Raw genomic sequence first — 26,381 nt, 5'->3', positions numbered from 1 at the left:
AGTCGTTATGGCGGGTCATTCCAAGTGGGCGAACATCAAGCACCGCAAAGAGCGCCAGGATGCCAAGAGGGGCAAGGTATTCACCAAGTGGATCCGCGAGCTGACAGTCGCTGCCAAGCAAGGCGGCCCGGACCCTGCCTCCAACCCGCGCCTGCGCCTGGCGCTGGACAAGGCCCTGGGCGCCAACATGAGCCGCGATATCATCGATCGCGCAGTGGCCCGTGGCGCCGGCACGAACGAAAGCGACAACGTCGAAGAGCTCACCTATGAAGGTTACGGGCCGGGCGGTGTAGCGATCATGGTCGAGGCCATGACCGATAACCGCAACCGCACAGCTGCAGCCGTGCGCCATGCCTTTGCCAAGTGCGGGGGCAACCTGGGCACCGATGGCTCGGTCGCCTACCTGTTCGAGCGCAAGGGGCAGATCAGTTTTGCACCGGGCCTGGAGGAGGATGCCTTGATGGAGGCGGCGATGGAGGCCGATGCCGACGACGTGGTGGCCCACGAGGACGGCTCGTTTGACGTGTTCACCTCGTTCAACAGCTTCTACGCCGTGCGCAATGCCTTGGAAGAGGCCGGTTTCAAGGCGGCCGACGCCGAAATCGTGATGCAGCCGACCACCAGCGCCGAACTCGATCAGGAGGGCGCCGAGAAGGTACTCAAGCTGATCGACATGCTCGAAGACCTGGACGACGTACAGAACGTCTACTCCAATGCGCAGATTTCCGACGAGATCATGGAAAACCTCGGCTGAAGGCTTTCCGGCGCGCCATACTGACGCTTCCGGGCGTCGTACAGGCCCTTTCGCAGGGCACCCGTGGCACAGGTGGCGACACATGCGACCTGGCCAGGGGGTTGGCCTGCGAAAGGGCCTGTACTGTTTGCACACCGCTTCACTTCAACGACAGGCGCTATGACTCTGATTCTAGGTATCGACCCCGGCTCGCGCATCACAGGTTATGGCGTCGTCCGCCAGACCGCACGTGGTTGCGAGTACGTGGCCTCAGGCTGCATCCGCACAGGCAGTGGTGAACTGCACGAGCGCTTGCAGATCGTGTTTCGGGGGGTCAGCGAAGTCATCGGCCAGCACGGCCCGGTGACCATGGGCATCGAGCGGGTGTTCATGGCCCGCAACGCCGATTCCGCCCTCAAACTGGGACAAGCCCGAGGCGCGGCCATCGTCGCCGCGGCTGAAGCAGGCTTGGAAATCGCCGAGTACAGCGCCACTCAGGTCAAGCAGGCGGTGGCCGGTACCGGCGGGGCGAACAAGGACCAGGTGATGATGATGGTCATGCATCTGCTCAAGCTGACCCAGAAGCCCCAGATCGATGCTTCCGACGCGCTGGCCATCGCCTTGTGCCATGCCCACACCCGTTCGAGTCTGGTGCCCCATGGGCTGTCGACGGCGCGTCGGCGCGGTGGGCGCTTGCGTCTGTAAGCGCTTCATGCGCTGATACACATTTTGTGCAGGTGGAGCGTCCGCCTGCCGTATTTGCTGATAGGGTTGAGCGGCCATCGAGCAGCTACCCGTGAAAAGGATAGAAACGTGATCGGACGTTTGCGCGGCACCCTGGCGGAAAAGCAGCCGCCGCACCTCATCATCGACGTCAATGGCGTGGGCTACGAACTGGAAGTCCCCATGACGACGCTCTATCGCCTGCCCAAGGTGGGCGAGCCGGTGACGGTGCACACACACCTTGTGGTGCGCGAAGACGCCCACCTGCTCTATGGCTTTGCCGAAAAGCGCGAGCGCGAATTGTTCCGCGAACTCATTCGGCTCAACGGTGTAGGCCCCAAGCTGGCCCTGGCACTGATGTCCGGGCTCGAGATCGATGAGCTGGTGCGCTGCGTCCAGGCCCAGGACGCCTCGGTGTTGGTACGCGTACCCGGCGTAGGCAAAAAAACAGCAGAGCGCCTGCTGGTCGAGCTCAAGGACCGCTTCAAGGCCTGGGAAACGTCACCGGCCATGTTCACGCTGGTGTCCGATGGCCCACTGCCGGCCGCCAGCGAGTCCAGCGCCGAGGCGGATGCGGTCAGCGCCCTGGTGTCCCTGGGCTACAAGCCTCAGGAAGCGAGCAAGGCCATCGGCGCGATCAAGGACAAGTCGGGGCTTTCCAGTGAAGAGCTGATTCGTCGCAGCCTCAAGGGGATGATTACCAAGTGATCGAAGCCGACCGCCTGATCGCTGCCAGTGGCCGCGACCGCGAAGAAGTCCAGGATCGCGCCATCCGGCCATTGCGGCTGGAGGAGTACATCGGCCAGCCCGTGGTGCGCGAGCAGATGGCGTTGTTCATCCAGGCGGCGCGTGGGCGCAGCGAGTCGCTCGACCACACCCTGATCTTCGGCCCGCCAGGCCTGGGCAAGACCACCCTGGCCAACATCATCGCCCACGAAATGGGTGTGTCGGTCAAAAGCACCTCGGGGCCGATCCTCGAGCGCCCTGGCGACTTGGCCGCCATGCTGACCAACCTTGAGCCTCATGACGTGCTCTTCATCGATGAGATCCACCGGCTGTCGCCGGTCGTCGAAGAAGTGCTCTACCCAGCCATGGAAGACTTCCAGCTCGACATCATGATCGGCGAAGGCCCGGCGGCCCGCTCGATCAAGCTCGACCTGCCACCTTTCACACTGGTCGGGGCCACGACGCGCGCCGGCATGCTCACCAACCCGCTGCGCGATCGTTTCGGTATCGTGCAGCGGCTGGAGTTCTACAGCGACAAGGACCTGGCCACCATCGTCAGCCGTTCGGCCAACATCCTGGGCCTGGTCATCGAGGACCTCGGTGCCTACGAGATCGCACGCCGCGCCCGTGGCACGCCGCGCATTGCCAACCGCTTGCTGCGGCGGGTACGCGACTACGCCGAGGTGCGCGGCAAAGGCCAGATCACCAAGGCCGTGGCCGACATGGCGCTCAACCTGCTGGACGTCGATGAGCGCGGCTTCGACCATTCCGACAGGCGCCTGCTGCTGACCATGATCGAGAAGTTCGACGGTGGCCCGGTCGGTGTCGACAACCTTGCCGCCGCCATCAGCGAAGAGCGTCACACCATCGAGGACGTGCTCGAGCCCTATCTCATCCAGCAGGGCTACATCATGCGCACCCCCCGTGGCCGTGTGGTGACTCGGCACGCCTACCTGCACTTCGGCCTGAATGTTCCCGGGCGGTTGGGGGAGGGCGCGGATTTTTCCGAGCCGGGTGATGAATGACAGATCGAAACACGCTTTTCGTGGTCCTACCGCTGGCATGCAGCGGGGGCGTTGGCACCTGGACATGAATGTTGAAAAACAGTTGCCAGAGCGGATTGGCAAGCCGAGGAGTAAGCACTAGAGTATGCGCGCGCAAAAAGGCCTGGAACCGTTCACACACCGTTGTCGCGTCTATTACGAAGATACCGATGCCGGTGGCGTGGTGTATTACGTCAACTACCTGAAATTCATGGAGCGCGCGCGCACCGAACGCTTGCGGCACCTGGGCTTTTCCCAGTCGCAACTGGCTGACGACAACCTGCTGTTCGTGGTCCATTCCAGCGAAGCGCGCTACCACGCGCCGGCGCGGCTGGACGATGAATTGCGGGTGACCGCGCACGTACTTGAACTCAATCGCGCCAGCTTGCACTTCGTGCAGCAAGTGTGGCGGGAAAGGGACGACACGCTGCTCTGCGAAGGGCGGTTCCTGATAGCCGCTGTGCGCGCCGACACTTTCAAACCCCGAGCCATACCTCCCCAGCTGCGCGACGCCTTTGCGGCAGACGGCTCGGGTAATCAATCGAATGCAGGAGAATAAGCGTGGAAGCTAACGTCGTCGACCATACCTCCATGTGGAGTCTGGTCAGTAACGCCAGCGTCGTGGTGCAGCTGGTGATGCTGACCCTGGTGGCCGCCTCGGTCACCTCGTGGATCATGATTTTCCAGCGCAGCACCATGCTGCGCGCCGGTCGTCGTGCGCTCGATGCTTTCGAGGAGCGCTTCTGGTCGGGTATCGACCTGTCCAAGCTGTACCGCCAGGCCGGTAGCAACCCGGACCCGGACTCGGGTGTGGAGCAGGTCTTCCGTGCAGGCTTCAAGGAATTTTCCCGCCTGCGCCAGCAACCCGGCGTTGACCCGGATGCCGTGATGGAAGGGGTTGGCCGTGCCATGCGCGTTGCCATTTCCCGCGAAGAAGAAAAGCTCGAGCAAAGTTTGCCGTTCCTGGCGACCGTGGGTTCGACCAGCCCCTATATCGGCCTGTTCGGTACCGTATGGGGCATCATGAACTCCTTCCGCGGCCTGGCCAGCGCCCAGCAAGCCACGCTCGCCACCGTTGCACCGGGCATCGCCGAGGCGTTAATCGCCACGGCCATTGGCCTGTTCGCGGCCATCCCGGCGGTGATTGCGTACAACCGCTTCGCGGCCCGCAGCGAGACGCTGATCGGCCGTTACTACACCTTCGCCGACGAATTCCAGGCGATCCTGCACCGCAAAGTGCACACCAGCGAAGAGTAATCAGGTAGAAGCCCATGGCCCGAGTTCGCCACAAACGCAAGCCCGTCGCCGAGATGAACGTGGTGCCCTACATCGACGTGATGCTGGTGCTGCTGGTCATCTTCATGGTGACGGCGCCCATGCTCAACCAGGGCGTGAAGGTCGACCTGCCCAAGGTTTCCAGCGAAGCCTTGCCGCAGGACAACAACGTCCAGATCCTTACCATTTCCATCAAGGCCGACAAGACCTACTACTGGAACCTTGGCAGCGAAGTCGATACCGACAAGCAGATGGACAAGGCCATGACCCTGCCGGCCATGACCGACGCCGTCACCAAGATCATCGCGGCCGGCCGCGACCAGGGCAAGCAGACCCAGGTATTCATCCGCGGCGACAAGGCGGTGGACTACGGCGCGGTCATGGGCGCCATGGGCGGGCTGCAGAAAGCCGGTGTCGGTAACGTCGGCCTGATTACCGAGGCGCCCTGATGCAACAGCGCGAGCCCTCTGCCTCGGAAAGCTACTTCTGGCCCAGTATCTGGGCCATCGGCCTGCATGTGCTGGTATTCGGCATGCTGTTCGTAAGCTTTGCCATGACGCCCGAACTGCCGCCGTCCAAGCCGATCGTTCAGGCTACGCTGTATCAGCTCAAGTCCAAGAGCCAGGCCACCACTCAGACCAATCAGAAGATTGCCGGGGAAGCCAAGAAAACCGCTTCGCGCCAGACCGAGGTCGAGCAGCTTGAGCAGAAGAAGGTCGAGCAGGAAGCGGTGAAAGCTGCGGAACAAAAGAAAGCCGACGCTGCTCAAAAGGCCCAGGAGGCACGCGAGGCAGCCGAGGCCAAGAAAGCCGAGGACGCCGCCAAGGCCGCTGAAGCTGCCAAAGCCGCCGAGGCCAAGAAAGCGGCTGAAGCCAAGAAGGCCGATGAGGCAAAGAAAGCGGCCGAGAAACAGCAGGCTGACATCGCCAAGAAGAAGGCCGAGGAAGAAGCGAAGAAAAAAGCCGAAGAAGAGGCCAAGAAACAGGCCGCTGAAGAGGCGAAGAAGCAAGCTGCCGAGGAGGCCAAGAAGAAGGCCGCCGAGGATGCGAAGAAAAAAGCGGCCGAAGACGCCAAGAAGAAGGCGGCAGCGGCCGAAGAAGCGAAGAAGAAGGCAGCCGAAGACGCCAAGAAGAAGGCCGCGACCGATGCTCAGAAGAAAAAGGCACAGGAAGCGGCTCGCAAGGCGGCTGAAGACAAGAAGGCACAGGCCCTGGCCGAGCTCTTGTCCGACACCACCGAGCGGCAGCAGGCGCTGGCCGATGAGCAGGGTGACCAGGTGGCCGGCGACTTCGACGACTTGATCCGCATGCGCGCGGCAGAAGGCTGGGCTCGCCCGCCATCGGCGCGTAAAGGCATGACGGTGGTACTGCAGATCAGCATGTTGCCCGATGGCACCATCACCAGCGTCAGTGTGGCCCGGTCAAGCGGTGACGGCCCCTACGACAGCTCGGCGGTGGCAGCGGTGAAAAACATCGGTCGCCTGACTGAAATGCAGGGCATGAAGCCGAGCGATTTCAACCAATATCGCTCGTTCAAGATGACATTTACACCTGAGGATCTAGCGTTGTGATTAAACGTCTGAGAGGACTGCTGGTCATGCTGTGCTGCGTGGCAGGCATGGCCGTAGCAGAGGAAAAGAACATCCTGGTCACCAGTGGCAGTGACCGGGCAACGCCAATTGCGGTGGTGCCGTTCGCTGTTCAGGGTGGCAGTGTGCTGCCTGAAGACATGGCCGACATCATCGGCAACGACCTGCGCAACTCCGGCTACTATTCGCCTATCCCGCGCCAGAACATGATCAGCCAGCCATCCCAGGCCAGTGAAGTCATCTTCCGCGACTGGAAGGCGCTGGGTGCCCAGTACGTGATGGTCGGCAGCATCGTGCCCTCCGGTGGGCGCTTGCAGGTGCAATATGCCCTGTTCAACGTCGCCACCGAGCAGCAGGTCCTGACCGGCAGCGTCGCTGGCAGCACCGACCAGTTGCGCGACATGTCGCACTACATCGCCGACCAGTCGTTCGAGAAGCTCACCGGTATCAAGGGTGCCTTCTCCACGCGCATGCTGTACGTGACGGCCGAGCGCTTCTCCACCAACAACACGCGCTACACCCTGCAGCGTTCGGACTATGACGGTGCCCGCGCCGTGACCCTGCTGCAGTCCCGCGAGCCCATCCTGTCGCCGCGCTTTGCGCCCGATGGCAAACGCATCGCCTATGTGTCGTTCGAGCAGAAGCGCCCGCGTATCTTCGTCCAGCACATCGATACCGGTCGCCGTGAACAGGTCACCAACTTCGAGGGCCTCAATGGCGCACCTGCCTGGTCGCCCGATGGTTCGCGCCTGGCCTTCGTGCTGTCCAAGGATGGCAACCCGGACATCTACGTGATGAACGTGGCTTCGCGTCAGATCAGCCGCGTGACCGCCGGCCCTGGCATCAATACCGAGCCCTTCTGGGGTAAAGACGGCAACACCCTGTACTTCACGTCCGACCGTGGCGGCAAGCCGCAGATCTACAAACAGTCGGTCAGTGGCGGCAGCGCCGAGCGCGTAACCTTCGTGGGTAACTACAACGCCAACCCTAAACTCTCGGCGGATGAAAAGACCCTGGTGATGATTCACCGCCAACAGGGTTTCACCAACTTCAAAGTTGCCGCTCAGGACTTGCAACGCGGAAGTGTAAAGATTCTCTCGGAAACAAGTCTTGATGAGTCTCCCACTGTTGCGCCCAACGGCACCATGCTAATCTACGCCACCCGCCAGCAGGGCCGGGGAGTCTTGATGCTCGTGTCGCTTAATGGCCGCGTGAGGCTCCCACTTCCTACCGCTCAAGGCGAAGTCAGAGAACCGTCCTGGTCCCCTTACCTGAACTGATTGCGGCGTAATACGTTTTGCTTAACACACTGGGGTTTCATTAGGAGTTTCACGATGGAAATGCTGAAGTTTGGTAAATTCGCTGCGCTGGCTCTGGCCATGGCTGTGGCTGTAGGTTGCTCCTCCAAGGGCGGTGACAACGCAGGTGAAGGCGCTGGCGCCGTTGACCCGAACGCTGGCTACGGTGCCAACACCGGCGCAGTCGACGGTTCCCTGAGCGAAGAAGCCGCTCTGCGCGCAATCACCACCTTCTACTTCGAATACGACAGCTCGGACCTGAAGCCAGAAGCCATGCGCGCTCTGGACGTTCACGCCAAGGACCTGAAAGCCAACGGCAACCGCGTTGTCCTGGAAGGCAACACCGACGAGCGCGGCACCCGCGAGTACAACATGGCTCTGGGTGAGCGTCGTGCCAAGGCCGTTCAGCGCTACCTGGTTCTGCAGGGCGTTTCCCCTGCTCAGCTGGAAGTGGTTTCCTACGGTGAAGAGCGTCCAGTTGCTACCGGCAACGACGAGCAGTCCTGGGCTCAAAACCGTCGCGTAGAACTGCGTAAGTAAGTTCCTATGCGCAAGTGCCGTCGTGCAGTAACCGTCCTCGCACTCAGCCTGCCCCTTTCGGCGTGGGCTGCAGTCCCTGTAGTAGATGACAACACAGGCAGCTATCCGCCTGCGGGTTATGGCACGAGCGGCGCCTATGCCGGGTCAGGGGCTTCGGCCCCTGCCTCTGCACAGGGCCAGCTGTTCATGCAGCTGCAACAGATGCAGGATCAGCTTTCCCGCCAGCAAGGCATCATCGAAGAGTTGCAAAACGATGTGTCTCGCATGAAGCAGGAAAACCTGGAGCGATACCAGGACCTGGACCGTCGCATCAACAGTGGCGCCGCGGCTGCCGCGACCCCTGACAATTCTTCCGCCGGTGGTGCCTCTGGCGCCGCCGCGGGGGCTGCAGCCGGTGCTGCTGCCCAACAACCGGCCGCCAGTAGCGAGCCCGGTGATCCGGCCAAGGAGAAGCTCTACTACGATGCTGCCTTCGACCTGATCAAGCAAAAAGACTTCGACAAGGCCAGCCAGGCGTTCAACGCCTTCCTGCGCAAGTACCCCAGCAGCCAATATGCCGGTAACGCACAGTATTGGCTGGGCGAAGTGAACCTGGCCAAGGGTGACCTGCAGGGCGCAAGCCAGGCGTTCGCCCAGGTAAGCCAGAAGTACCCCAAACACAGCAAGGTGCCAGACTCCTTGTACAAACTGGCCGACGTCGAGCGTCGTCTCGGCCACACGGACAAGGTAAAGGGCATTCTTCAGCAGGTGGTGACCCAATACCCGGGCACATCGGCTGCGCAACTGGCGCAGCGAGACCTGCAAAAGCTGTGAAGTAATGCGGCGCTTGCCCCCTGTTCGAAAGAAACCCGCGCCTGGCGCGGGTTTTTTCGTTAGAATCACCGCCCTTTTTTCGTAAACACGCTGTCACGGATAACGCTATGTCGAGTCTGTGCCAGTGCCTGACGGAGGCGGGCAGCCTGTTTTGCTGTCACGCCCGTGGCGATCATGCAAGATACATTACGCATCACCGAAGTCTTTTACTCGTTGCAGGGTGAAACACGAACGGCTGGGCTGCCCACGGTCTTCGTGCGGCTCACCGGTTGCCCCCTGCGTTGCCAGTACTGCGACAGCGCCTATGCCTTCAGTGGCGGTACCCTTCGCAGCCTCGATTCGATCCTTGAACAGGTGGCCGGCTTCAAGCCGCGCTATGTCTGCGTGACGGGCGGCGAGCCCCTTGCCCAGCCTAACGCCTTGCCCCTGTTGCAGCGCTTGTGCGATGCCGGTTACAAAGTCTCGCTGGAAACCAGCGGCGCGCTCGATATCGCCGGCACCGACACCCGTGTCAGCCGCGTCGTCGACCTGAAAACCCCAGGTTCGGAAGAATCGCACCGCAACCGCTATGAGAACATCGAGCACCTGACGCGCAACGACCAGGTCAAGTTCGTCATCTGCTCCCGCGAAGACTACGACTGGGCGGTGTCCAAGTTGATTCAGTACAACCTGGCCGAGCGCGCCGGCGAAGTATTGTTCTCGCCCAGCCACCACCAGGTGAGTGCCACTGATTTGGCCGACTGGATCGTTGCCGACAACTTGCCTGTGCGTTTCCAGCTTCAGCTGCACAAGCTGTTGTGGAACGACGAACCTGGCCGCTGAGCAAGAGAGTGAGACATGACTGATAAACGCGCAGTAATTCTTCTGTCCGGTGGTCTGGACTCGGCCACGGTAGTGGCCATGGCCAAGGCCCAGGGCTATGCCTGCTATACCATGAGCTTCGACTACGGCCAGCGTCACCGCGCCGAGCTCAACGCCGCGGCACGGGTCGCCCAGGACCTGGGCGTGGTAGAGCACAAGGTGATCGGGCTGAACCTGGACGGCATCGGTGGCTCGGCCCTGACCGACAGCAGCATCGATGTGCCGGAAACGCCAGGGGAGGGTATCCCGGTGACCTACGTACCAGCGCGCAACACGGTGTTTCTGTCGCTGGCGCTGGGCTGGGCCGAAGTGCTGCAAGCCCGTGACATTTTCATCGGTGTCAATGCCGTGGATTATTCCGGCTACCCGGACTGCCGCCCCGAATTCGTCGAAGCCTTCGAACGCATGGCCAACCTGGCTACCAAGGCAGGGGTCGAAGGGCAGGGGTTCCGCATTCAGGCGCCCTTGCAAAACATGAGCAAAGCCCAGATCGTCCAGGCCGGCGTGGCGCATGGGGTCGACTATAGCTTGACTGTGTCGTGCTACCAGGCTGATGACGACGGGCGTGCCTGTGGCAAGTGCGACAGCTGCCGCTTGCGCGCTGACGGCTTCAAGGCAGCCGCCGTGGCGGACCCGACGCGCTATTTTTAAGAAATTTTATTGTGGGGTGTTGATTTCTCTATAGAAATCAGTATTATACGCGCCATCCAACGGGTCGTTAGCTCAGTTGGTAGAGCAGTTGGCTTTTAACCAATTGGTCGTAGGTTCGAATCCTACACGACCCACCATCTTCGCAGCGGTTGCGAATACTCAAGCTAGACCACCGGGTCAGCGTCAGGTAAAGCAATTGTATGGATCGAACAGTCAGTTCGCTTCTGTGTGAAATCTGTACGAAAAGCCCGCCCTCATCGGCGGGCTTTTTCGTTTCTGGTCAAAGTACTGGGCCGTAGTCTGTCTGCAGTGACACTGCCTCATTCATGGGCAGTGTTTCACGTGCAAGGTGGCCTCCGATGAAGTCTCAGCAGGCGACCCCTACTCCAGGTGTACTAGATAGCCCTTTGCCCACTACTGCGGATGGGAAAATGTTCCGTCTAAGTAATGGCAGAGAGATGGCCAGTCATGCGCTCCCCAGTGAAACAACTGCTGTCGCTTGCACTCCTGTTGGGTGCCTTATCCGTCCATGCGGACAATGCCCAAAAGGGCGATTACTGGGTAGTGCATCATCAAGCCAGCCTGGGCAAGAGCAAGGTGTACCTTGCAGATGGCGACCCCAGTAACATCTACGAGCGCCCCGGCGGCGCCAAATCCGTGGGCGTCTACCTGTTTGACCAGCAGCCCGGCAAGCCCGATTTCACGGTCTACGACGTCGAAGTCGATTGCAAGAACAAGCGGGCCCGTGTCACAGGGGCGCTCGACTTCAGCAGCGTGGCCAATACCTTGCGCAGGGCCAAGTTCTCCAATCAATGGCAGGGCGATCAACAAGCGTGGTTGGCGCAAAGCCGTAATTTCATCTGCAAGCCAGCTGAGCGCCAAGCGCTCAAAATGGAGCACCTGGGTGTGATGTCAGCTTCGCAGTTGAGCCGCGCTGGCCCCCAGCTATTTGAGATAACGAACCGCGAAGCGCTCAGGGCCGAGGTCATCAGGCAGATCGACCACGCCTTCACACAGATGCCTGCCAAGTAACTGGCCACCAAGGAGAGAAGCCATGATCCGTCTGCTCGTGTTTTGCCTGGGCGCTGTCCTGCTTAGCGGTTGCTCGTCACTTGAGGCAACCAGTGCGTGGAAAGGCCGCCCGGTCGGTGAGCTGATCGACTATTTCGGTGTGCCCAGGGTCATCATGGTGGCACCTGATCAGGACATGGTTGTGCTCAGGTACGTGCGCGACAGCACGTATATCTCCCGGGAGGCTGCGGGCACCTACACCGGCCCTGAAAATGGCCAATTGGTACACCGCGAGTATTGGCAGGATGTCGAGCATTCAGGCAGTTGCGAAATCAACGTCTTTGTCGACAGGGCGCACGTGGTGCAGAAAGTCAGGGCCAATGGTCGCTGTGCGGTCATCGACATGGCGCCCAAGGCGTAGCCCGGTAGTGGGAAGCAGGTACCGGGCAAAGGGGCGTTAAGCGATGACCGCTTTCGCCTCCCGTTATCACTGATTCAAAAAAGCTTCCACCACAGGCAGTAACCATTGCGGGTGCGTTTCATGAGGTGAGTGATCAGCCAGCGCCAGGTTCAACAGCTGCGCCCCAGGCACTTGCTCTACCAGCTCCAGGGCATTGGCGCGTGAAACCAGGCGATCACGATCGCCACGCACCACCAGCAATGGCGCGGTAATGCCACCCACGCTGGCTGCGGGATACCCGTGCTCGCTGTCATCGAGCCACATCCCCCGCACGGCCTCCAGCAACCTTGCAAAGTCCGGTTGCGGGTTGATCGCCTCATAGCGAGCTACATCTTCAGCAAACAGGCCGCGCCATTTCGCGGCGGTAATGCCCTCGTACAGGGCCCGCGCAGGGTCGTTCTCGCCCAGCGCCCAGTGAGCCCCGATGGTGACGAGCCTATCGACCGTCACAGCCTGCGAGGCAGCCATGCGCAACGCGACGATTCCGCCATCGCTGTGCCCGATCAGGCTGACGCGTTCAAGGGCCAGATGCTCGATCACCCGCTCTACGTCGTGCTGCATGCGTTCATAGGTGAGTGGTGCGCTGCCCAAGGTGGACATGCCCTGGCCGCGGCTGTCGATGCCGATTACGCGCCAGCGGTGGGCTAAATGCGGAGTAATGGCGTTGAAGGTTTCGATATGTCCAAGCCCGCCATGCAGCAGGATCAGTACTGGTGCGTCAGGTGCGCCCAGCTGTTCGTAATAAAGGCGTGCATCACCGACGGTGAGGTACTCGCCGCCCCGGTGGTTGAAGACAGTCATGTCGAAGTTGTCCATGTCGTCAGCTGTTGTATCGGGCGTCAGTGTACCGAGTTACCCGCCCAAGCCCAATTAATCCGAGCTGCCAGGCCTTTTTGTCTGTTCTTTACCTTGCCCACCGCACCTCTGGGCAACCATGCTGTCAAAGTGCCAACAACGCTGTCCTGACGTTCTGACGATCGTGTTATTCCAGCGCTACTTCCTCTTCATCAAGCTGCCGGAGACACCATGGCCGATTTGATCTTTGCGCAGCCATTTGAAGCTGTGGGTTGCAAGCAATGCCGTGAGATGGCTGACCTCGGCTTCGGCATCACCATGGCCTTCCAACCTATCGTTCACCAACCTTCGGGTAAACCGTACGCCTACGAGGCGCTGGTCAGAGGTGTAGCGGGGGAGGGGGCTGCGCAGGTGCTGGCCAAGGTCACACCCGATAACCTGTATCGCTTCGACCAGGCCTGCCGGGTCAAGGCCATCGAAAAAGCCTCCGAGCTTGGGCTCAATCGGGTGCAGGATTGCAAGCTCAGCATCAACTTCCTGCCCAACGCCGTGTACCGTCCCGCCACCTGTATTCGTGCAACACTCGAGGCCTCCAGGCAGTTCGATTTTCCGGCCGACAGGCTGATCTTCGAAGTGACCGAAGGCGAACGGGTCGAGGACACCGAACACCTGAAGTCCATCTTTCGCGAGTACGACCGGCAGGGCTTCACCACGGCCATTGACGATTTCGGGTCAGGCTACTCGGGCTTGAACCTGCTTGCCGAGTTTCAACCGGACCTGCTGAAGCTGGACATGGCGCTGACACGCAACCTTGGGGCCGACCCGGTGCGCCAGGTGATTGTGGCAGGCATCGTGCTGGTGGCGCAGCGGCTGAACATTCTGCTGGTCGCCGAAGGCGTGGAAACAGAAGCCGAGTGCCAGGCGTTGGCAGCCCTGGGTATCGAGCTGATGCAAGGCTACTATTTCGCCCGGCCTGAAATCGAAGCGCTGCCGCTGATCGAACGCCTGCGTGGCTGAGTGCTGATGTCTATTCGGCCCACTCGGGGTCGCCGGTAAACACCACCGTCAGCCAGCGGTTGGGCCCTTCGCCGCCGATGGCCTCGCCGATCTCGTTGCGCCAGGCATCCCACTGCTCGATGGTCTTGGCCGCCATTTGCGGCGGCACGATGAAGTACAGCTCAATCTCCCGTGAGCGCCCCACCTTGGCCACATAGGCGCGGTAGGACTGCAGGCCATGCCGTTCGACGAAAGCCTGCGCAACCACATCCACATGCTGCTTGAGATCGCCCGGCGTGACGAGAAAGATATCCGCCAACGCCTGGCGAACGACCGACATCGGCAGCGGCACGATCACCAGACAGACCAGTGCCAGCACCGCCGGGTCGATGTAGGGCGATACCCATTCAAGCGATGTACCCTGCACGGCATAGCCAAAGCAGAAGGCGATCAGCAGCGCCGCCGTGATGCTGGCGGACATCACCCAGCCCTTGACGTCCATGGCGACGAAATCAGAGCGCAGCTTGCGGTTGGCCTTGCCCTCGATCACCGCGATGGTCACGCAGGCGGTGACGGTAAGCGCCGCATAGACCATGGCGATACCGAACTCCAAGTGACGGCCACCCTCCAGCAGGCTGCTCACGGCGTTGATCAGGGCATAGATGGCGACCCCGCTGAGCAGGATGCCATTGAGTGCCAGCACCATTGGCTCCAGGTGCCAGAAGCCCATGGTGAAGCGCTCACGCAGTTTGCGCGACATCTGCAGGCTGCTGGCATGGGAGGTGATCAGCCTGACCACCATTAGCGACAGCCCGCTCATGCTGGCATCGACCAGCGAGTAGACGCCGTCGAACACGATGGAAAACGAGCCCGACGCCAAGCCAAAGGCAATGCCGATGCTGGCGATGAACAGCGTGACCGCGATCGAGGTGCGCAGCAGGCCCTGCTCAGTGGTGATGTCGAAGAAACCGGTTGTGGTTGAGCTGTGCATGGTCGGTATGCGTCATCCCTCGGCGATACAGTTGGGCGGCGCCGCACGGAACGCCTTGGTCAACCAGGCTAGGTACACCAGGCCTAGCGTGGCCCAGATCCCGCCGAACAGCAGCGAGTGCATGTTCAGGTCCAGCCACAGCGAAACGACGATACAGAAGCCAGTGGTGGGCAGTACCAGGTACTTAAGTTGGTTGGCCAGCCCTCGGCGATTGCCCTCTCGCAGGTAGCAGTGATTAATCACCGACAAGTTGACGAAGCTGAACGCTACCAATGCACCGAAGTTGATGATGGAGGTGGCGGTGACCAGATCGAAGAAGATCGCCGACAGCGAAATCACCCCTACCACGGCAATGTTCAGTACGGGTGTCTTGTAGCGCGAATGCAACCGTGCAAACACGCTCGCGGGTATGACCTTGTCACGGCCCATGACATACAGCAGGCGCGACACGCTGGTTTGCGACGCCAGCCCCGAGGCGATGGTGTTGATTACCGTGCACGCGATGAACACCGATTGGAACAGCTTGCCGCCCACGTACAGGGCGATTTCCGGCAGCGCCGCTTCCTGATCCTGAAAGCGTGCCATCGTGGGGAAATAAGCCTGGATGAAGTAGGAAACGGTGATGAATACAACGCCGCCGATCAATGCCGTGAGGAAAATGGCCCGCGGTATGGTTTTGCCCGGGTCGCGCGTTTCTTCGGACAGGCACGTGACCGCATCGAAACCCAGGAATGAGAAGCACAGAATGGTTGCGCCTGCCGCCAGGGCGCTCAGGTGGGTCTGCTGGTCGGCGAAGGGCAACAGGCTCCATGCCGTGCCCAGCCCTTCGCCCTGGTCCAGGCCGCGTATGCACAGGTAGATGAACACTGCGATGATCGCCACCTGCACGCCGACGAACAGCAGGTTGAAATGCGCAACCAGATTGACGCTGCGCATGTTGATCAGGCTGATCAGGGACACGAAGGCCACGACCCAGACCCACGGCGCCACCTCGGGAAACATGGCAGACAGGTACAGCTTGGCCAGCAAGGCGTTGACCATGGGCAGCAACAGGTAGTCCAGCAAAGAGGACCAGCCCACAAGAAAGCCCACGTGTGGATTCATGGCACGCTGGGTGTATGTGTAGGCCGAGCCCGACTGAGGAAAGCGCTTGACCAGGGTGCCATAGCTGACGGCCGTGAACAGGATCCCGGCAAGGGCCAGGATGTAGGCGCTCGGTACGTGCCCTGCGGTGATGCCTGACACGATGCCAAAGGTGTCGAACACGGTCATGGGCGTCAGGTACGCCAGGCCAATGATGATCACATGCCACAGACGCAAGGTCTTGCGCAGTTGGCCGGCTTCGGGTGCGTAGGATTCAGGCTGCATGCTGGCGTGGCTCCAAGGCGAGGGCTTGAAAGACAGGCACAGCGAAGGGCGCAAGCAGCAGCGGCGAGCGGGTGGGCTCCATATTGTTCACCTTTATGTAGGAGCAGCAGAGGCGTGACTGGATCACGCAAGTGATCAAAATAAAAAACGATAGGGTCTCGGGTGTCAAGTTAAACATGACAAGGTGTTTCGAGGGTCCGCTTTTTATCGAGGAATTAACGCACTCGAGCGTCTCTGTAGTCTTTATTTTCACTGCTAAGGCCATAAGCGTGTTCGTAAAAATTGACATCTTTGAAGTGGGCCTGTGCAACGGGTTGCACGATTTCCTGCCTGGAACTGCCGCCAACCTGCCTGGCCTTCGGTGATATGCTGCATTTTCCTGGCTGCGCAGGCGATGTGCGAGCCTTTATGGACATCAATCGGTTTTATTCATGAAGAAGACTTCAGTAGCAATTCTGTCCGGCGTAGCGGTGGCCTTTGCCGCAGTGGTCATTGGCGGCGCCTGGTACACCGGCAAGCGACTGCCGAGTGAGCTGGACCATGCCTTGGCCCTGAGCAACGCGCAGCTGCAAAAGTCGCTGGTGAACACAGGTGGCAGCGTACGCATCGAGTTGGTATCGCTGGACCAGCGCTGGTTCAGCAGTACGGCGCACTACCGTGTTGTCGCTCGCGATGTGCGTGCCAGCAGCCAGCAGGTCATGAATTTTGACGTGGGCGTGACCGATCAGATCGAGCACGGCCCGTTTCCATGGTCCCGCGTCAAGACCTTCAAGCTTTTGCCAGTGCTGGCGCTGAGCAACACCACGCTGGACAAGGACGATGTCACGGCGCCCTGGTACGCAGCAGCCGGGGACCGCGTGCCGTTCAGCGCCCAGACCAGCATGGGGTACGGCGGCAGTGTCGACAGCCAGGTTCGCCTGGCGCCGGTCAAGCTCGACGATGCCAACGGCACCAGCCTGGCGTTCTCGGGCATGGAGCTTGGGGTCAGCGGGGATCGCGACGGCAAGGATTCGCGCTTCCATGGCGAAGCCGATCACTTTCTGATGAAGCTGGTGAGCGAAGACCAACCTCCCGTCATCTTCGAGCTCAATGGGCTGAAGTTGGGTGGCAAGCTGGCGGCGACTGCGCATGACAACCTGTTCTCGGGCAACGCTGACCTTTATCTGGCCGAGACCAAGATTATCCTCGGGCCCAGGCAGCAGGCGCTGGTCATCAAGGGGGGAGAGCTCAGTACCCTGCAAAGCCTCGAAGGTCCCGACACCTTTGGCGGGCGTGTCGAATACAAACTTGGGGACATCACCTGGGATGGGCGAGCGGTCGGCAAGGTCCAGATGATCGTCGGCTTCAAGTCCATTCATGCGCCCGCGCTGCAGGCGTTGAGTAACTGGTATGCGGCGCATTTGCCTGAGTTCGAGGCAGCGGCAGCTGCCGGGCAGTCGGCGCCACAGATCAACATGACCGAAGCTGAAAAGGCTAAATTCCAAGGTGACTTGCGCACGCTGCTGGCCGCAAAACCCAAGGTGGCGCTCGAAGATTTGAGCCTCAAGACCGCCAATGGCGAGAGCCACTTCAACCTGGCCATGGACTTCGACGCGCCGTCTTCCTTCGACTTGCCACAAGATCAGGCGTTGAAGCAGATGGTGACGCAGGTCACCAGCAAACTGTCCTTGTCCAAGCCAATGCTAGGAGACCTGGCGACCTTGCAGGCCCTGCTCGACGGTCAGACCGATGCCCAGGCCATCGCCACGCAGTCTGGCCAGGCAGGAGAGATGGTCGGCTTGATGGGCGTGCAGAGCGGCCTGGCTACGGTGGAAGGCGATAAGGTGATCAGCTCGTTGCACTATGCCGATGGCATGGTCGATTTCAATGGCCAGAAAATGACGCTCGAAGCCTTTGCCGCGTTCGTCAATACACGGCTGGCAATGCTCTCGCCGCAACGCTGAGTGCCCGGCTTTACCTGCCCTTGAGCCGCTGGTACGAGGGCGGGTAAGGGCTGGATAAAAACCGCTTTAGAAATCTTGGGTTTCTCTGTAGCCTTCGGCCTCCATAATAATCCGCGCCCGCAGAGGGCCGTGGCGGCCTGCGCCGTCCGGCGCCCTTAGCCGATCTGCCAGGGCCGGGTGATACACTCGATTTGATGCGCGCACGCGCTTGCAGGTCCAGCGATCATGACCCAGATTTCCGAACGCCTGTTGGTACAGGCTCACCTCGACGCCAAGCAGCCCAACCCGCTGACGGACGAGCAGCAGGCCGAATACCGTGCGGCCATCGCTGCCGAGCTCAAGGCGCAGAATGCCGTGCTGGTTGCCCATTACTACTGCGACCCGGTGATCCAGGCCCTGGCGGAGGAAACCGGCGGCTGTGTGTCCGACTCGCTGGAAATGGCCCGCTTTGGCAAGCAGCACCCGGCCGAGACGGTGATAGTAGCCGGCGTGCGTTTCATGGGTGAAACCGCCAAAATTCTCACTCCTCACAAACGCGTATTGATGCCCACGCTTGAAGCGACCTGTTCGCTTGATCTGGGTTGCCCCATCGAAGAATTCTCTGCCTTCTGCGATCAGCACCCCGAGCGTACCGTGGTGGTTTACGCCAACACCTCCGCTGCCGTGAAGGCACGGGCCGATTGGGTGGTCACTTCCAGTTGCGCGCTGGAAATCGTCGAAAGCCTGATGGATAACGGCGAGACCATCATCTGGGGCCCCGATCAGCACCTGGGTCGCTACATCCAGAAGCAGACCGGTGCCGACATGCTGCTGTGGGACGGTGCCTGCATCGTTCATGAGGAGTTCAAGTCGCGTCAGCTCGCCGACATGAAGGCCCTGTACCCGGACGCCGCGGTGCTGGTCCATCCCGAGTCGCCGGAGTCGGTGATCGACCTGGCCGATGCGGTGGGCTCCACCAGCCAGTTGATCAAGGCTGCCCAGACGCTGCCTAACAAGACCTTTATCGTCGCCACCGACCGCGGCATCTTCTACAAGATGCAGCAGCTATGCCCCGACAAGGTCTTCATCGAGGCGCCCACTGCCGGCAACGGCGCGGCCTGCCGCAGCTGTGCCCACTGCCCGTGGATGGCCATGAACACCCTGGAGCGCGTGCTGCATTGCCTGCGCAGTGGCGGGGACGAGATCTTCGTCGACCCAGCCCTGGTGCCCAAGGCCATCAAGCCGCTGAACCGGATGCTGGATTTCACCCAGGCGGCCAGGTTGAAGCTTTCCGGGAACGCGTGAGGTAAGCGCTGGCTGAAATGCAGGTCCTGGTGCCATGCCCGAGGCAGATGACGCTCCTACATTGCGCCGAATCGGTGAGCTAGAGGATCTCCGTGTGGGAGCGGCCTCGCGCCGCGATGGGCTGCGCAGCAGCCCTCAGATGTCAGCCCCGCATCACAGGCCGGCGCGGCCGGTCCGGCGCCCCGGCGAGACCGCTCAGGCATGTTGTTCAACATTGGAAACGGTCCCGCCCCAGACCCTGAAACGCCTCAGCGCCCCATCATCTCCCGCACCATGCGCTGCTGCTCCAGCACCTCTCGCTGGCGTTGGTCGATCTGCGAGGCCAGCGGGAAATTCCCCCCGGCGCGGCGCTTGGCATAGTCGAGCTGCTGAATGGCCTGATCAAAGTCCCCCACCAAGGTGAAGTATTCCGCCCGCGCCCGGTGCAGGCCGATGGTATTGCCCGACAGCCCGCGCACCTCGGCCATGTCGTACCAGACGTCCGGATCATCCGGGCGGCTCTTGATCAGATCGTTCAACACCTTCTCCGCCTCGGCCGGCTTGTTCTGCTTGACCAGCAGGTCGGCGCGCACCTGCTTGAGCGGGTAATTGCCTGGGTACAGCCCCTGCATGCGCTCGGCCCGCTGCTGTGCATCGGCCAGGCGATTGTTGGTGATATCCAGGTCGATCTGCGCCAGGTTGTAGGTAATGTCGTTGGGCGCCTTGGCCAGCAGCGGCTTGAGCATCTCCCGTGCTTCGTTGAGCTGACCGCCCTTGATCTGCGCCAGCGCCAACCCATAACGCGCCGCATCGAGTTTGGGGTCTTCGTCGAGCTGGGCGCGAAAACGCTTGGCCGCAAGCCCCGGCGTACCTTCATACGTCAGCGCTACCCGGGCGCGGATCAGCTGATAGCGCAGGCTGTCTTCCACACCGCCTTTTGGCGCCTGCTCTGCCCGGTTACGGGTGTCGGCGATCCGCGACTCGGTTACCGGGTGCGTCAACAGAAATTCCGGCGGCTTGGCGTCATAACGGTACTGACGCGCCAGGCGTTCGAACATGGTCGGCATGTTGCGCGGATCGTAGCCGGCCTTTTCCAGGTTCTGAATGCCGATGCGGTCGGCTTCCTGCTCGTTTTGCCGGGAGAACCTGCGCTGCTCCTGAATCGCCGCAGCCTGGGTACCGGCAATCATGCCGATGCCGGCATCACCGGCGCCACCGGCCGCCAGCACGATACCGGTGAGCAACGCTGCCATCATCGGCAACTGCATGCGTTGCTGGGCCTCGATACCTCGGGCAAAGTGCCGTTGGGACAAGTGCGCCAGTTCGTGCGCCAGCACCGACGCGTACTCGCCTTCGGTCTGCGCATTGAGGAACAACCCGCCGTTGACACCCACGATGCCGCCTGGTGCTGCAAACGCGTTGAGTTCGCGGCTGTCGATCAGGATGAATTCCAGGCGACGGTCCTGCAGCTGGCTGGTTTCGGCCAGGCGGTACACGCTGGTCTCCACGTAGTCCTTGAGCTGCGGGTCGTTGAGTTGGTTGACCTGGCCGCGCAGCAGGCTCAGCCAGGCGCGGCCAAGCTGATGTTCCTGCTGTGGCGAAACGATCGCCGAACTGGCGTCACCCAGCGACGGCAAGTCGTCAGCATGGCCAGGCAGGGCCATCAGGCAGGCCAGCGTCAGCAGGGTAGGGCGCAGTAGATTCATGCACGAAGCTCGCGTCGGTCAAAGATTGCTACTGTAGCGGGCTCACACGTTGGCGACCAGTGGCGCTATCCTAGGCGGCCGATCAGGCCGTAGGCCGGCATTGCCCTGGAGAGTCCCGTTGATGAGCACCCCCCTGACCTGTGACGCCGAACTCGATGCCAGCGGGCTGAACTGCCCGTTACCGCTGCTCAAGGCCAAGATGGCGCTCAATGGCCTGGCCAGTGGTGCCGTGCTCAAGATCATCGCGACCGACGCAGGTTCCCAACGCGACCTTCGCACCTTCGCTAAATTGGCCGGTCATAGCCTGTTGCACGAAACGGCCGAGGCCGGTACCTACACCTACTGGCTGCGCAAGGCCTGAGTCCTACAAGGATCGTTCATGTTCAAAGTGCTACGCGACTGGGTCCAGCGCTACTTCTCCGATGAAGAAGCGGTGGTGCTGGCGGTCTTGCTGTTTCTGGCGTTCACGGCGGTGCTCACGCTGGGCGGGATGCTGGCGCCAGTGTTGGCCGGCATGGTGCTGGCATTTCTCATGCAGGGGTTGGTCAACGCCCTGGAGCGTCTGCGAGTGCCTTCGAGACTGGCGGTCATGCTGGTATTTGCCCTGTTCATGGGCGCGCTGGCGGTGTTCATGCTGGTGCTGGTGCCGCTGCTGTGGCACCAGCTGATCACCCTGTTCAACGAGCTACCGGGCATGCTTGGCAAATGGCAGTCACTGCTGCTCCTGCTGCCAGAGCGCTACCCGCACCTGGTGTCGGACGAGCAGGTGCTGCATGCCATCGAGTCGGTCCGTGGCGAGATCGGCAAGTTCGGGCAATGGGCCCTGACGTTCTCCCTGTCCAGCCTGCCGCTGCTGGTCAACGCCATGATCTACCTGGTACTGGTGCCGATCCTGGTGTTCTTCTTCCTCAAGGACCGCGAGCTGATCGGCCGCTGGGTCAGTGGCTACCTGCCGCGTCAGCGCACCTTGCTCAACCGTGTGGGCAGCGAGATGAACCGGCAGATCGCCAACTACATCCGGGGCAAGGGCATCGAAATTCTGATCTGTGGCATCGCCACCTACATCGCGTTCATCGCCCTGGGCCTGAACTACGCCGCGTTGCTGGCACTGTTGGTTGGGCTGTCGGTGGTCGTGCCCTATGTAGGGGCGGTGGTGGTTACCGTGCCGGTGACACTGATCGCGTTGTTTCAATGGGGATGGGGAGACCAGTTCATCTACCTGATGACGGTCTACGCGATCATCCAGGCGCTCGATGGCAACGTGCTGGTGCCGCTGCTGTTCTCCGAGGCCGTCAGCCTGCACCCGGTAGCGATCATCTGCGCGGTCTTGCTGTTCGGTGGGCTGTGGGGGTTCTGGGGCATCTTCTTCGCCATTCCGTTGGCGACCCTGATCAAGGCCGTGCTGGATGCCTGGCCGCGTCAGGAGCCCAGTGTATCGCCCTTGCTCTGACAGCCATAGGGCTGCGCCGATGACCGACGCAGCCTGATCCGATCAGGCCTCGTTAAGGGCCTGGGCCGCTGCCAGCACGGCATCCACATGGCCAGGCACTTTCACCCCCCGCCACGCTTGGCGCAACACGCCCTCCTTATCGATCAGGAAGGTGCTGCGATCCACGCCCAGGTATTCCTTGCCGTACAGTTTTTTCAGCTTGATCACATCGAACAGCTGGCACAGGGCCTCGTCCTTGTCGCTGATCAACTCGAACGGGAAACCCTGCTTGGCCTTGAAGTTCTCGTGGGACTTCATGCCGTCGCGCGAGACGCCAAGCACCACGGTATTGGCGGCTTCGAAGGCGCCATGTTGATCGCGAAAGCCTTGGCCTTGGGTGGTGCAGCCTGGCGTGCTGTCTTTGGGGTAGAAATACACCACCACCTGGCGGCCCTTGAGCGCGGACAGGCTGACCGTCTGCCCACTGGTGGCCTGGGCGGTGAAGTCGGGGACAGGTTGGTCGAGTGCAACGGCCATGGGAACCTCCTCAGACAGGGTTTTGTGGGCGCCAGGGCTCGATCAGGGCATCGAGGTTCAGCGCGTCGGCAAAATCCAGGAACTGGTCGCGCAGCCAACTGATCTGGGTGCCGGCCGGCAGGATCACCGTGAACTGGGCATTGAGCATGCTGCTGCCAGTCTGCGGTGCCAGGTAGGTGTCGCAGGTCATGGCTTCGAGCTCGACACGGTGGTCAAGGAAGAACTGGCACAGCTCGTTGATGATGTCAGGCCGGTAGGCGGCGCTGACATAGGCCACGTAGGGCAGGGCCTGCGGGCGTACTTCCTGGTCGGCGCTGCGCACCACGTCAAGGGTCAGGCCGTGCTTCTTGCCAAGGCCGGGGAGCATGGCCTCAAGGCGCGCCAGGGCATCCCAGCTGCCGCCGACCTGCAAAACCAGTGCGCTGGTCTCGCCATGGCGGCTCAGGCGCGAGGTGACCACCGCGCAGCGGTTTTCGAAGGCAGCGCGGCTCAGTACATTGGCCAGCTCCATGGGGTTGGGCCCCAAGGCGCTGATGACGAGGAATTGTTCGCGGACAGTGGGGGTGGACATGCAGCATTCCTAAAGCGATGAGCGGTCGATGCAGGACGGGCGAAAGCCTCCTGTAGGCAGCGCTCGGCACTCGCAGGCGAGGGCCGGGGCGCTGGCCGGGAGCAGGGTCTACGGCCCGGCGGGCCGTGCTGCACCGATCAAAGCATCAAGGGTAGCGAAATAAGGCGCCGAGGGGAATGCTCCGCCCGCCTGCTTCGCTTGTGCAAGGCCGATGCCCCCAGTACCATTACCGCTCTCTTTTTCCGGCAGGAGCAGATACATGATTGCGGGCAGTATGGTGGCACTGGTCACTCCCATGGATGCACAAGGGCGTGTTGACTGGGGCAGCCTCGACAAACTTGTAGACTTCCACCTGGAAAACGGCACCCACGCCATCGTCGCCGTCGGCACCACCGGTGAGTCCGCCACGCTGGATGTCGAAGAGCACATCCTGGTCATCAAGCACGTGGTCGAGCGCGTCAAGCGCAGCAAGAGCCCGATCCCGGTCATCGCCGGCACCGGTGCCAACTCCACTGCCGAAGCCGTGCACCTGACCCAGAACGCCAAGAATGCCGGCGCCGATGCCTGCCTGCTGGTCGTGCCGTACTACAACAAGCCGACCCAGGAAGGCCTGTACCAGCACTTCAAGCACGTTGCCGAGTCGGTCGACATCCCGCAGATCCTGTACAACGTGCCAGGCCGCACCTCCTGCGACATGCAGGCCGAAACCGTCATCCGCCTCTCGACGGTGCCCAACATCATCGGCATCAAGGAAGCCACCGGTGACATGGCCCGCGCCAAGGCCATCCTCGAGGGCGTTGCCAGCGACTTCATCGTGCTGTCCGGTGACGATCCAACCGCCGTCGAGCTGATCCTGATGGGCGGCAAGGGCAACATCTCCGTCACGGCCAACGTCGCCCCGCGGCAAATGGCCGACCTGTGCGAGGCCGCCCTTGAGGGCAATGCCGAGAAGGCCCGCGCAATCAACGACACGCTCATGCCCCTGCACAAAGACCTGTTCTGCGAGTCCAACCCGATCCCCGTCAAATGGGCGCTGGTCGAGATGGGCCTGATGAAAAAAGGCATTCGCCTGCCACTGACCTGGCTTAGCGAAGGCTGCCACGACAAAGTCCGTACTGCCCTGCGCCAGTCCGGCGTACTGGTTTAAGAGGAAGTACCCTGCATGAAGCGACTGGCTGGCCTTTCTGCCCTTGCCCTGATCATCTCCAGCACCAGTGGGTGCGGCTGGCTGTGGGGCGAGGATGGTTATTTCCGCGACCGCGGCAGCGATTACCTGCAGGCGCACTCGACCGCGCCCATGCAGTTGCCTTCGGACGTCAGCGGCGTCAAGCGCCTCGACCCCCTGCTGCCCATCCCGCGCAATGTTGCCGACGACAACGTCAGCGGCGAGTACGAAGTGCCGCGCCCTCAGCCGCTGACCGGCGGTGCGGGCCAGGCCAACGACTACAGCCTGCAGCGCAGCGGCAGCAGCCGGTGGGTACTGGCCCAGCACGCCCCGGCTGAAGTCTGGCCGGTGGCGCGTCAGTTCTTCGAGGACAACGGCTTCCGTATTGCTGAGGAGCGCCCGCAGACGGGTGAATTCAGCACCACCTGGCAGCGTTTCGACGAACTCTCGGCCTCCCTTGGCCAGCGCCTGGCCAGCACGGCCAGCAGCAACGACAGCGAAGTGCGCGTGCGTGTGCGCATGGAGCCCGGCGTGCAGCGCAACACCTCCGAGGTGTACGTGGTCACCGTCGAGCGTCCGGCTGGCAGCAGCGCCGAACCCGACTTCCCGTCCAGCTCCACCAACACCGGCGCCGACGCACTGCTGGTCGACGAGCTGCTCGCCAGCATGAACCGCAGCGCCGAGAAGGGCGGTTCGGTGTCGCTGCTGGCCGAACGTGATTTCGATGTGCCGAACCGCGTCAGCCTGAGCGAAGACGGCAGCGGCAACCCGGTCCTGAACGTGGGCGCCGACCTGGATCGCGCCTGGTCCAGTGTGGGCCGTGCCCTGGAGCAGGGTGGCCAGTGGCGGGTCGAGGACATCAACCGCAGCCTGGGCCTGTATTACATCAACCTGTCCGAAAAACCCGAGGACAAAGAGAACAAGCCTGGCTTCTTCGGCCGTGTGTTCGGCAGCGAGCCCACCAAGGAAGAGCGCGAAGCCCGTGCCGAGCGCTATCAGGTACGCCTGAGCAAAGTGGGTGAGAACGTGCAGGTCACGGTCGAGAAGAACATCAACACCGTGGCTCCGGCCGATGTCGCTCGCCGTGTGCTGAGCGCCATTCAGGACCACCTGGGTTAAGTGCGCTTCGCCGTACTTGGAAGCGGTAGCCAGGGAAACGGCACGCTGATCGCCAGTGGTGATACCTACATCCTGGTCGATTGCGGCTTTTCCCTGCGCGAGACCGAGCGGCGCCTGGCGCTGCTCGGTGTGTCGGCAGCCCAGCTGAGCGCCGTGCTGGTCACCCACGAGCACGCCGACCACGTGCATGGGGTCGGCCTGCTGTCGCGGCGCTACAATGTACCGGTCTACCTGAGTCAGGGCACTTTGCGCGGGCTGCGAAAGCCGGTGGAAGTGGCCGGTTTCCTGGCTTGCGGCCAGCGCCTGAGCGTCGGCAGCCTGGAGGTTACGGCATCGCGCGTAGAGCACGATGCCCATGAACCGTTGCAATACGTGGTCAGCGACGGCACACGCCGTTTCGGCATGCTGACGGACCTGGGCTCGTACGACGCGCGGCTGCTGAACGGCTATCGCGACCTGGATGCGCTGTTGATCGAAGCGAATCATTGCCGCGACATGCTGGCGCGTGGTCACTACCCCTACTTTCTCAAGCAGCGGGTCGGCGGCATGCGCGGGCATTTGAACAACCACCAGGCCGCGAGCCTGGTACATGAGCTGGGCTGGAATACCCTGCAGTATCTGGTGCTGGCCCACCTCAGCAGCAAGAACAACCTGCCACACCTGGCCCGCCAGTGCTTTGTCGACACCCTTGGGTGCGACCCTGACTGGCTTGAGGTGGCAAATCAGGAACACGGGCTCGACTGGCGTGCCATCGCCTAGCCCACCCCTCACGCAAG

General features: G+C 61.7%; 29 protein-coding genes and 1 tRNA gene. 24 read left to right on the top strand and 6 right to left on the bottom strand.

Annotated elements, in window-relative coordinates; translation table 11 throughout:
• The first annotated feature begins 7 nt into the window (after positions 1–7).
• The 16 genes from ACF8R3_RS12125 to ACF8R3_RS12050 all read left to right on the top strand — a co-directional run bounded on the left by ACF8R3_RS12125 (position 8) and on the right by ACF8R3_RS12050 (position 11,683).
• Complete coding sequence (locus ACF8R3_RS12125) at positions 8–754, top strand: YebC/PmpR family DNA-binding transcriptional regulator (RefSeq protein ID WP_144966268.1); 747 nt, start codon at positions 8–10, stop codon at positions 752–754.
• A gap of 159 nt (positions 755–913) precedes the next feature.
• Positions 914–1,438 (top strand): crossover junction endodeoxyribonuclease RuvC, encoded by a 525-nt coding sequence (ruvC, locus tag ACF8R3_RS12120; RefSeq protein WP_023536229.1) that lies wholly within the window; start codon positions 914–916, stop codon positions 1,436–1,438.
• A gap of 108 nt (positions 1,439–1,546) precedes the next feature.
• Positions 1,547–2,164 (top strand): Holliday junction branch migration protein RuvA, encoded by a 618-nt coding sequence (gene ruvA, locus ACF8R3_RS12115; protein WP_058604315.1) that lies wholly within the window; start codon positions 1,547–1,549, stop codon positions 2,162–2,164.
• On the top strand, positions 2,161–3,207 hold the full coding sequence (gene ruvB / locus ACF8R3_RS12110) for a Holliday junction branch migration DNA helicase RuvB (RefSeq protein ID WP_023536242.1): 1,047 nt from the start codon (positions 2,161–2,163) through the stop codon (positions 3,205–3,207). Before ruvA ends, ruvB begins: the two co-directional genes overlap by 4 nt.
• Before the next feature lie 124 nt (positions 3,208–3,331).
• Complete coding sequence (gene ybgC / locus ACF8R3_RS12105; RefSeq protein ID WP_058604314.1) at positions 3,332–3,784, top strand: tol-pal system-associated acyl-CoA thioesterase; 453 nt, start codon at positions 3,332–3,334, stop codon at positions 3,782–3,784.
• Positions 3,785–3,786: 2 nt separating this feature from the next.
• Positions 3,787–4,482 carry a protein TolQ gene (tolQ, locus tag ACF8R3_RS12100; protein WP_023536305.1) on the top strand — a complete coding sequence of 232 codons (696 nt, stop codon included), beginning with the start codon at positions 3,787–3,789 and terminating at the stop codon, positions 4,480–4,482.
• A 14-nt stretch (positions 4,483–4,496) separates the two neighbouring features.
• Complete coding sequence (gene tolR, locus ACF8R3_RS12095; protein ID WP_003254760.1) at positions 4,497–4,949, top strand: protein TolR; 453 nt, start codon at positions 4,497–4,499, stop codon at positions 4,947–4,949.
• Entirely contained in the window at positions 4,949–6,070 is a 1,122-nt protein-coding gene (tolA, locus tag ACF8R3_RS12090) for a cell envelope integrity protein TolA (protein ID WP_392515660.1), read from the top strand. Before tolR ends, tolA begins: the two co-directional genes overlap by 1 nt.
• Positions 6,071–6,096: 26 nt before the next feature.
• On the top strand, positions 6,097–7,368 hold the full coding sequence (gene tolB / locus ACF8R3_RS12085) for a Tol-Pal system beta propeller repeat protein TolB (protein ID WP_058604312.1): 1,272 nt from the start codon (positions 6,097–6,099) through the stop codon (positions 7,366–7,368).
• Between the two features lie 54 nt (positions 7,369–7,422).
• Positions 7,423–7,926: a peptidoglycan-associated lipoprotein Pal gene (gene pal, locus ACF8R3_RS12080; protein WP_023536326.1), complete on the top strand. Its 504-nt coding sequence runs from the start codon at positions 7,423–7,425 to the stop codon at positions 7,924–7,926.
• Between the two features lie 6 nt (positions 7,927–7,932).
• Positions 7,933–8,739 (top strand): tol-pal system protein YbgF, encoded by an 807-nt coding sequence (gene ybgF, locus ACF8R3_RS12075; protein WP_325942795.1) that lies wholly within the window; start codon positions 7,933–7,935, stop codon positions 8,737–8,739.
• 174 nt (positions 8,740–8,913) lie between these two features.
• Positions 8,914–9,561 carry a 7-carboxy-7-deazaguanine synthase QueE gene (gene queE, locus ACF8R3_RS12070; RefSeq protein ID WP_058638540.1) on the top strand — a complete coding sequence of 216 codons (648 nt, stop codon included), beginning with the start codon at positions 8,914–8,916 and terminating at the stop codon, positions 9,559–9,561.
• A 15-nt stretch (positions 9,562–9,576) separates the two neighbouring features.
• Positions 9,577–10,251: a 7-cyano-7-deazaguanine synthase QueC gene (gene queC, locus ACF8R3_RS12065; RefSeq protein WP_145254988.1), complete on the top strand. Its 675-nt coding sequence runs from the start codon at positions 9,577–9,579 to the stop codon at positions 10,249–10,251.
• 61 nt (positions 10,252–10,312) lie between these two features.
• Positions 10,313–10,388: transfer RNA gene (locus ACF8R3_RS12060), tRNA-Lys, on the top strand.
• Between the two features lie 331 nt (positions 10,389–10,719).
• A complete protein-coding gene (locus ACF8R3_RS12055; protein ID WP_058638502.1) occupies positions 10,720–11,283 on the top strand; it encodes a hypothetical protein in 564 nt (187 codons plus the stop codon).
• A gap of 22 nt (positions 11,284–11,305) precedes the next feature.
• The gene (locus ACF8R3_RS12050; RefSeq protein ID WP_058638501.1) at positions 11,306–11,683 is read left to right on the top strand and encodes a hypothetical protein; all 378 of its coding nucleotides are present in this window, start codon (positions 11,306–11,308) and stop codon (positions 11,681–11,683) included.
• A gap of 66 nt (positions 11,684–11,749) precedes the next feature.
• Here the strand turns inward: ACF8R3_RS12050 and ACF8R3_RS12045 are convergent, their stop codons facing one another.
• Entirely contained in the window at positions 11,750–12,523 is a 774-nt protein-coding gene (locus ACF8R3_RS12045) for an alpha/beta fold hydrolase (protein ID WP_232105907.1), read from the bottom strand.
• Between the two features lie 225 nt (positions 12,524–12,748).
• Here ACF8R3_RS12045 and ACF8R3_RS12040 point away from each other — a divergent pair, with 225 nt between their 5' ends.
• Positions 12,749–13,534, top strand: coding sequence for an EAL domain-containing protein (locus tag ACF8R3_RS12040; protein WP_058638499.1), 786 nt, complete (start codon positions 12,749–12,751; stop codon positions 13,532–13,534).
• A 10-nt stretch (positions 13,535–13,544) separates the two neighbouring features.
• Here the strand turns inward: ACF8R3_RS12040 and ACF8R3_RS12035 are convergent, their stop codons facing one another.
• A complete protein-coding gene (locus tag ACF8R3_RS12035; RefSeq protein WP_058604307.1) occupies positions 13,545–14,504 on the bottom strand; it encodes a cation diffusion facilitator family transporter in 960 nt (319 codons plus the stop codon).
• Positions 14,505–14,516: 12 nt separating this feature from the next.
• The gene (locus ACF8R3_RS12030) at positions 14,517–15,872 is read right to left on the bottom strand and encodes an APC family permease (RefSeq protein ID WP_392515659.1); all 1,356 of its coding nucleotides are present in this window, start codon (positions 15,870–15,872) and stop codon (positions 14,517–14,519) included.
• Between the two features lie 431 nt (positions 15,873–16,303).
• Between ACF8R3_RS12030 and ACF8R3_RS12025 the strand changes: the two genes are divergently transcribed.
• On the top strand, positions 16,304–17,815 hold the full coding sequence (locus tag ACF8R3_RS12025; RefSeq protein ID WP_392475509.1) for a YdgA family protein: 1,512 nt from the start codon (positions 16,304–16,306) through the stop codon (positions 17,813–17,815).
• 225 nt (positions 17,816–18,040) lie between these two features.
• Positions 18,041–19,099, top strand: a complete 1,059-nt coding sequence (gene nadA / locus ACF8R3_RS12020) for a quinolinate synthase NadA (protein WP_058604303.1) — start codon at positions 18,041–18,043, stop codon at positions 19,097–19,099.
• A 248-nt stretch (positions 19,100–19,347) separates the two neighbouring features.
• Here nadA and ACF8R3_RS12015 read toward each other — a convergent pair whose 3' ends face one another.
• Positions 19,348–20,784, bottom strand: a complete 1,437-nt coding sequence (locus ACF8R3_RS12015; protein WP_058604302.1) for a M48 family metalloprotease — start codon at positions 20,782–20,784, stop codon at positions 19,348–19,350.
• Between the two features lie 121 nt (positions 20,785–20,905).
• On the opposite strand from ACF8R3_RS12015, the gene ACF8R3_RS12010 reads away from it, so the two are divergent.
• Together ACF8R3_RS12010 and ACF8R3_RS12005 are read left to right on the top strand one after the other, a co-directional pair.
• Positions 20,906–21,145, top strand: a complete 240-nt coding sequence (locus ACF8R3_RS12010; protein ID WP_058638494.1) for a sulfurtransferase TusA family protein — start codon at positions 20,906–20,908, stop codon at positions 21,143–21,145.
• A gap of 18 nt (positions 21,146–21,163) precedes the next feature.
• Positions 21,164–22,234 (top strand): AI-2E family transporter, encoded by a 1,071-nt coding sequence (locus tag ACF8R3_RS12005; protein ID WP_058638493.1) that lies wholly within the window; start codon positions 21,164–21,166, stop codon positions 22,232–22,234.
• A 42-nt stretch (positions 22,235–22,276) separates the two neighbouring features.
• Here ACF8R3_RS12005 and ACF8R3_RS12000 read toward each other — a convergent pair whose 3' ends face one another.
• Together ACF8R3_RS12000 and ACF8R3_RS11995 are read right to left on the bottom strand one after the other, a co-directional pair.
• Entirely contained in the window at positions 22,277–22,750 is a 474-nt protein-coding gene (locus ACF8R3_RS12000) for a peroxiredoxin (RefSeq protein ID WP_058638492.1), read from the bottom strand.
• 10 nt (positions 22,751–22,760) lie between these two features.
• Positions 22,761–23,321 (bottom strand): glycine cleavage system protein R, encoded by a 561-nt coding sequence (locus ACF8R3_RS11995; RefSeq protein WP_023536329.1) that lies wholly within the window; start codon positions 23,319–23,321, stop codon positions 22,761–22,763.
• A gap of 259 nt (positions 23,322–23,580) precedes the next feature.
• Here ACF8R3_RS11995 and dapA point away from each other — a divergent pair, with 259 nt between their 5' ends.
• The 3 genes from dapA to ACF8R3_RS11980 are packed head-to-tail and all read left to right on the top strand — an operon-like array spanning position 23,581 to position 26,364.
• A complete protein-coding gene (dapA, locus tag ACF8R3_RS11990) occupies positions 23,581–24,468 on the top strand; it encodes a 4-hydroxy-tetrahydrodipicolinate synthase (RefSeq protein ID WP_058638491.1) in 888 nt (295 codons plus the stop codon).
• A gap of 15 nt (positions 24,469–24,483) precedes the next feature.
• Positions 24,484–25,605, top strand: a complete 1,122-nt coding sequence (gene bamC / locus ACF8R3_RS11985; protein WP_058638490.1) for an outer membrane protein assembly factor BamC — start codon at positions 24,484–24,486, stop codon at positions 25,603–25,605.
• A complete protein-coding gene (locus ACF8R3_RS11980) occupies positions 25,606–26,364 on the top strand; it encodes an MBL fold metallo-hydrolase (protein ID WP_058638489.1) in 759 nt (252 codons plus the stop codon). It begins immediately after the preceding gene.
• The last annotated feature ends 17 nt before the right edge of the window (positions 26,365–26,381 follow it).

The organism is Pseudomonas sp. FYR_7, from assembly GCF_043106155.1.
GTDB classification, from domain to species: Bacteria; Pseudomonadota; Gammaproteobacteria; order Pseudomonadales; family Pseudomonadaceae; genus Aquipseudomonas; species Aquipseudomonas parafulva_B.
The sequence above is the reverse complement of the archived record's forward strand: the minus strand, read 5'-3'. Positions and strand labels throughout refer to the sequence as shown.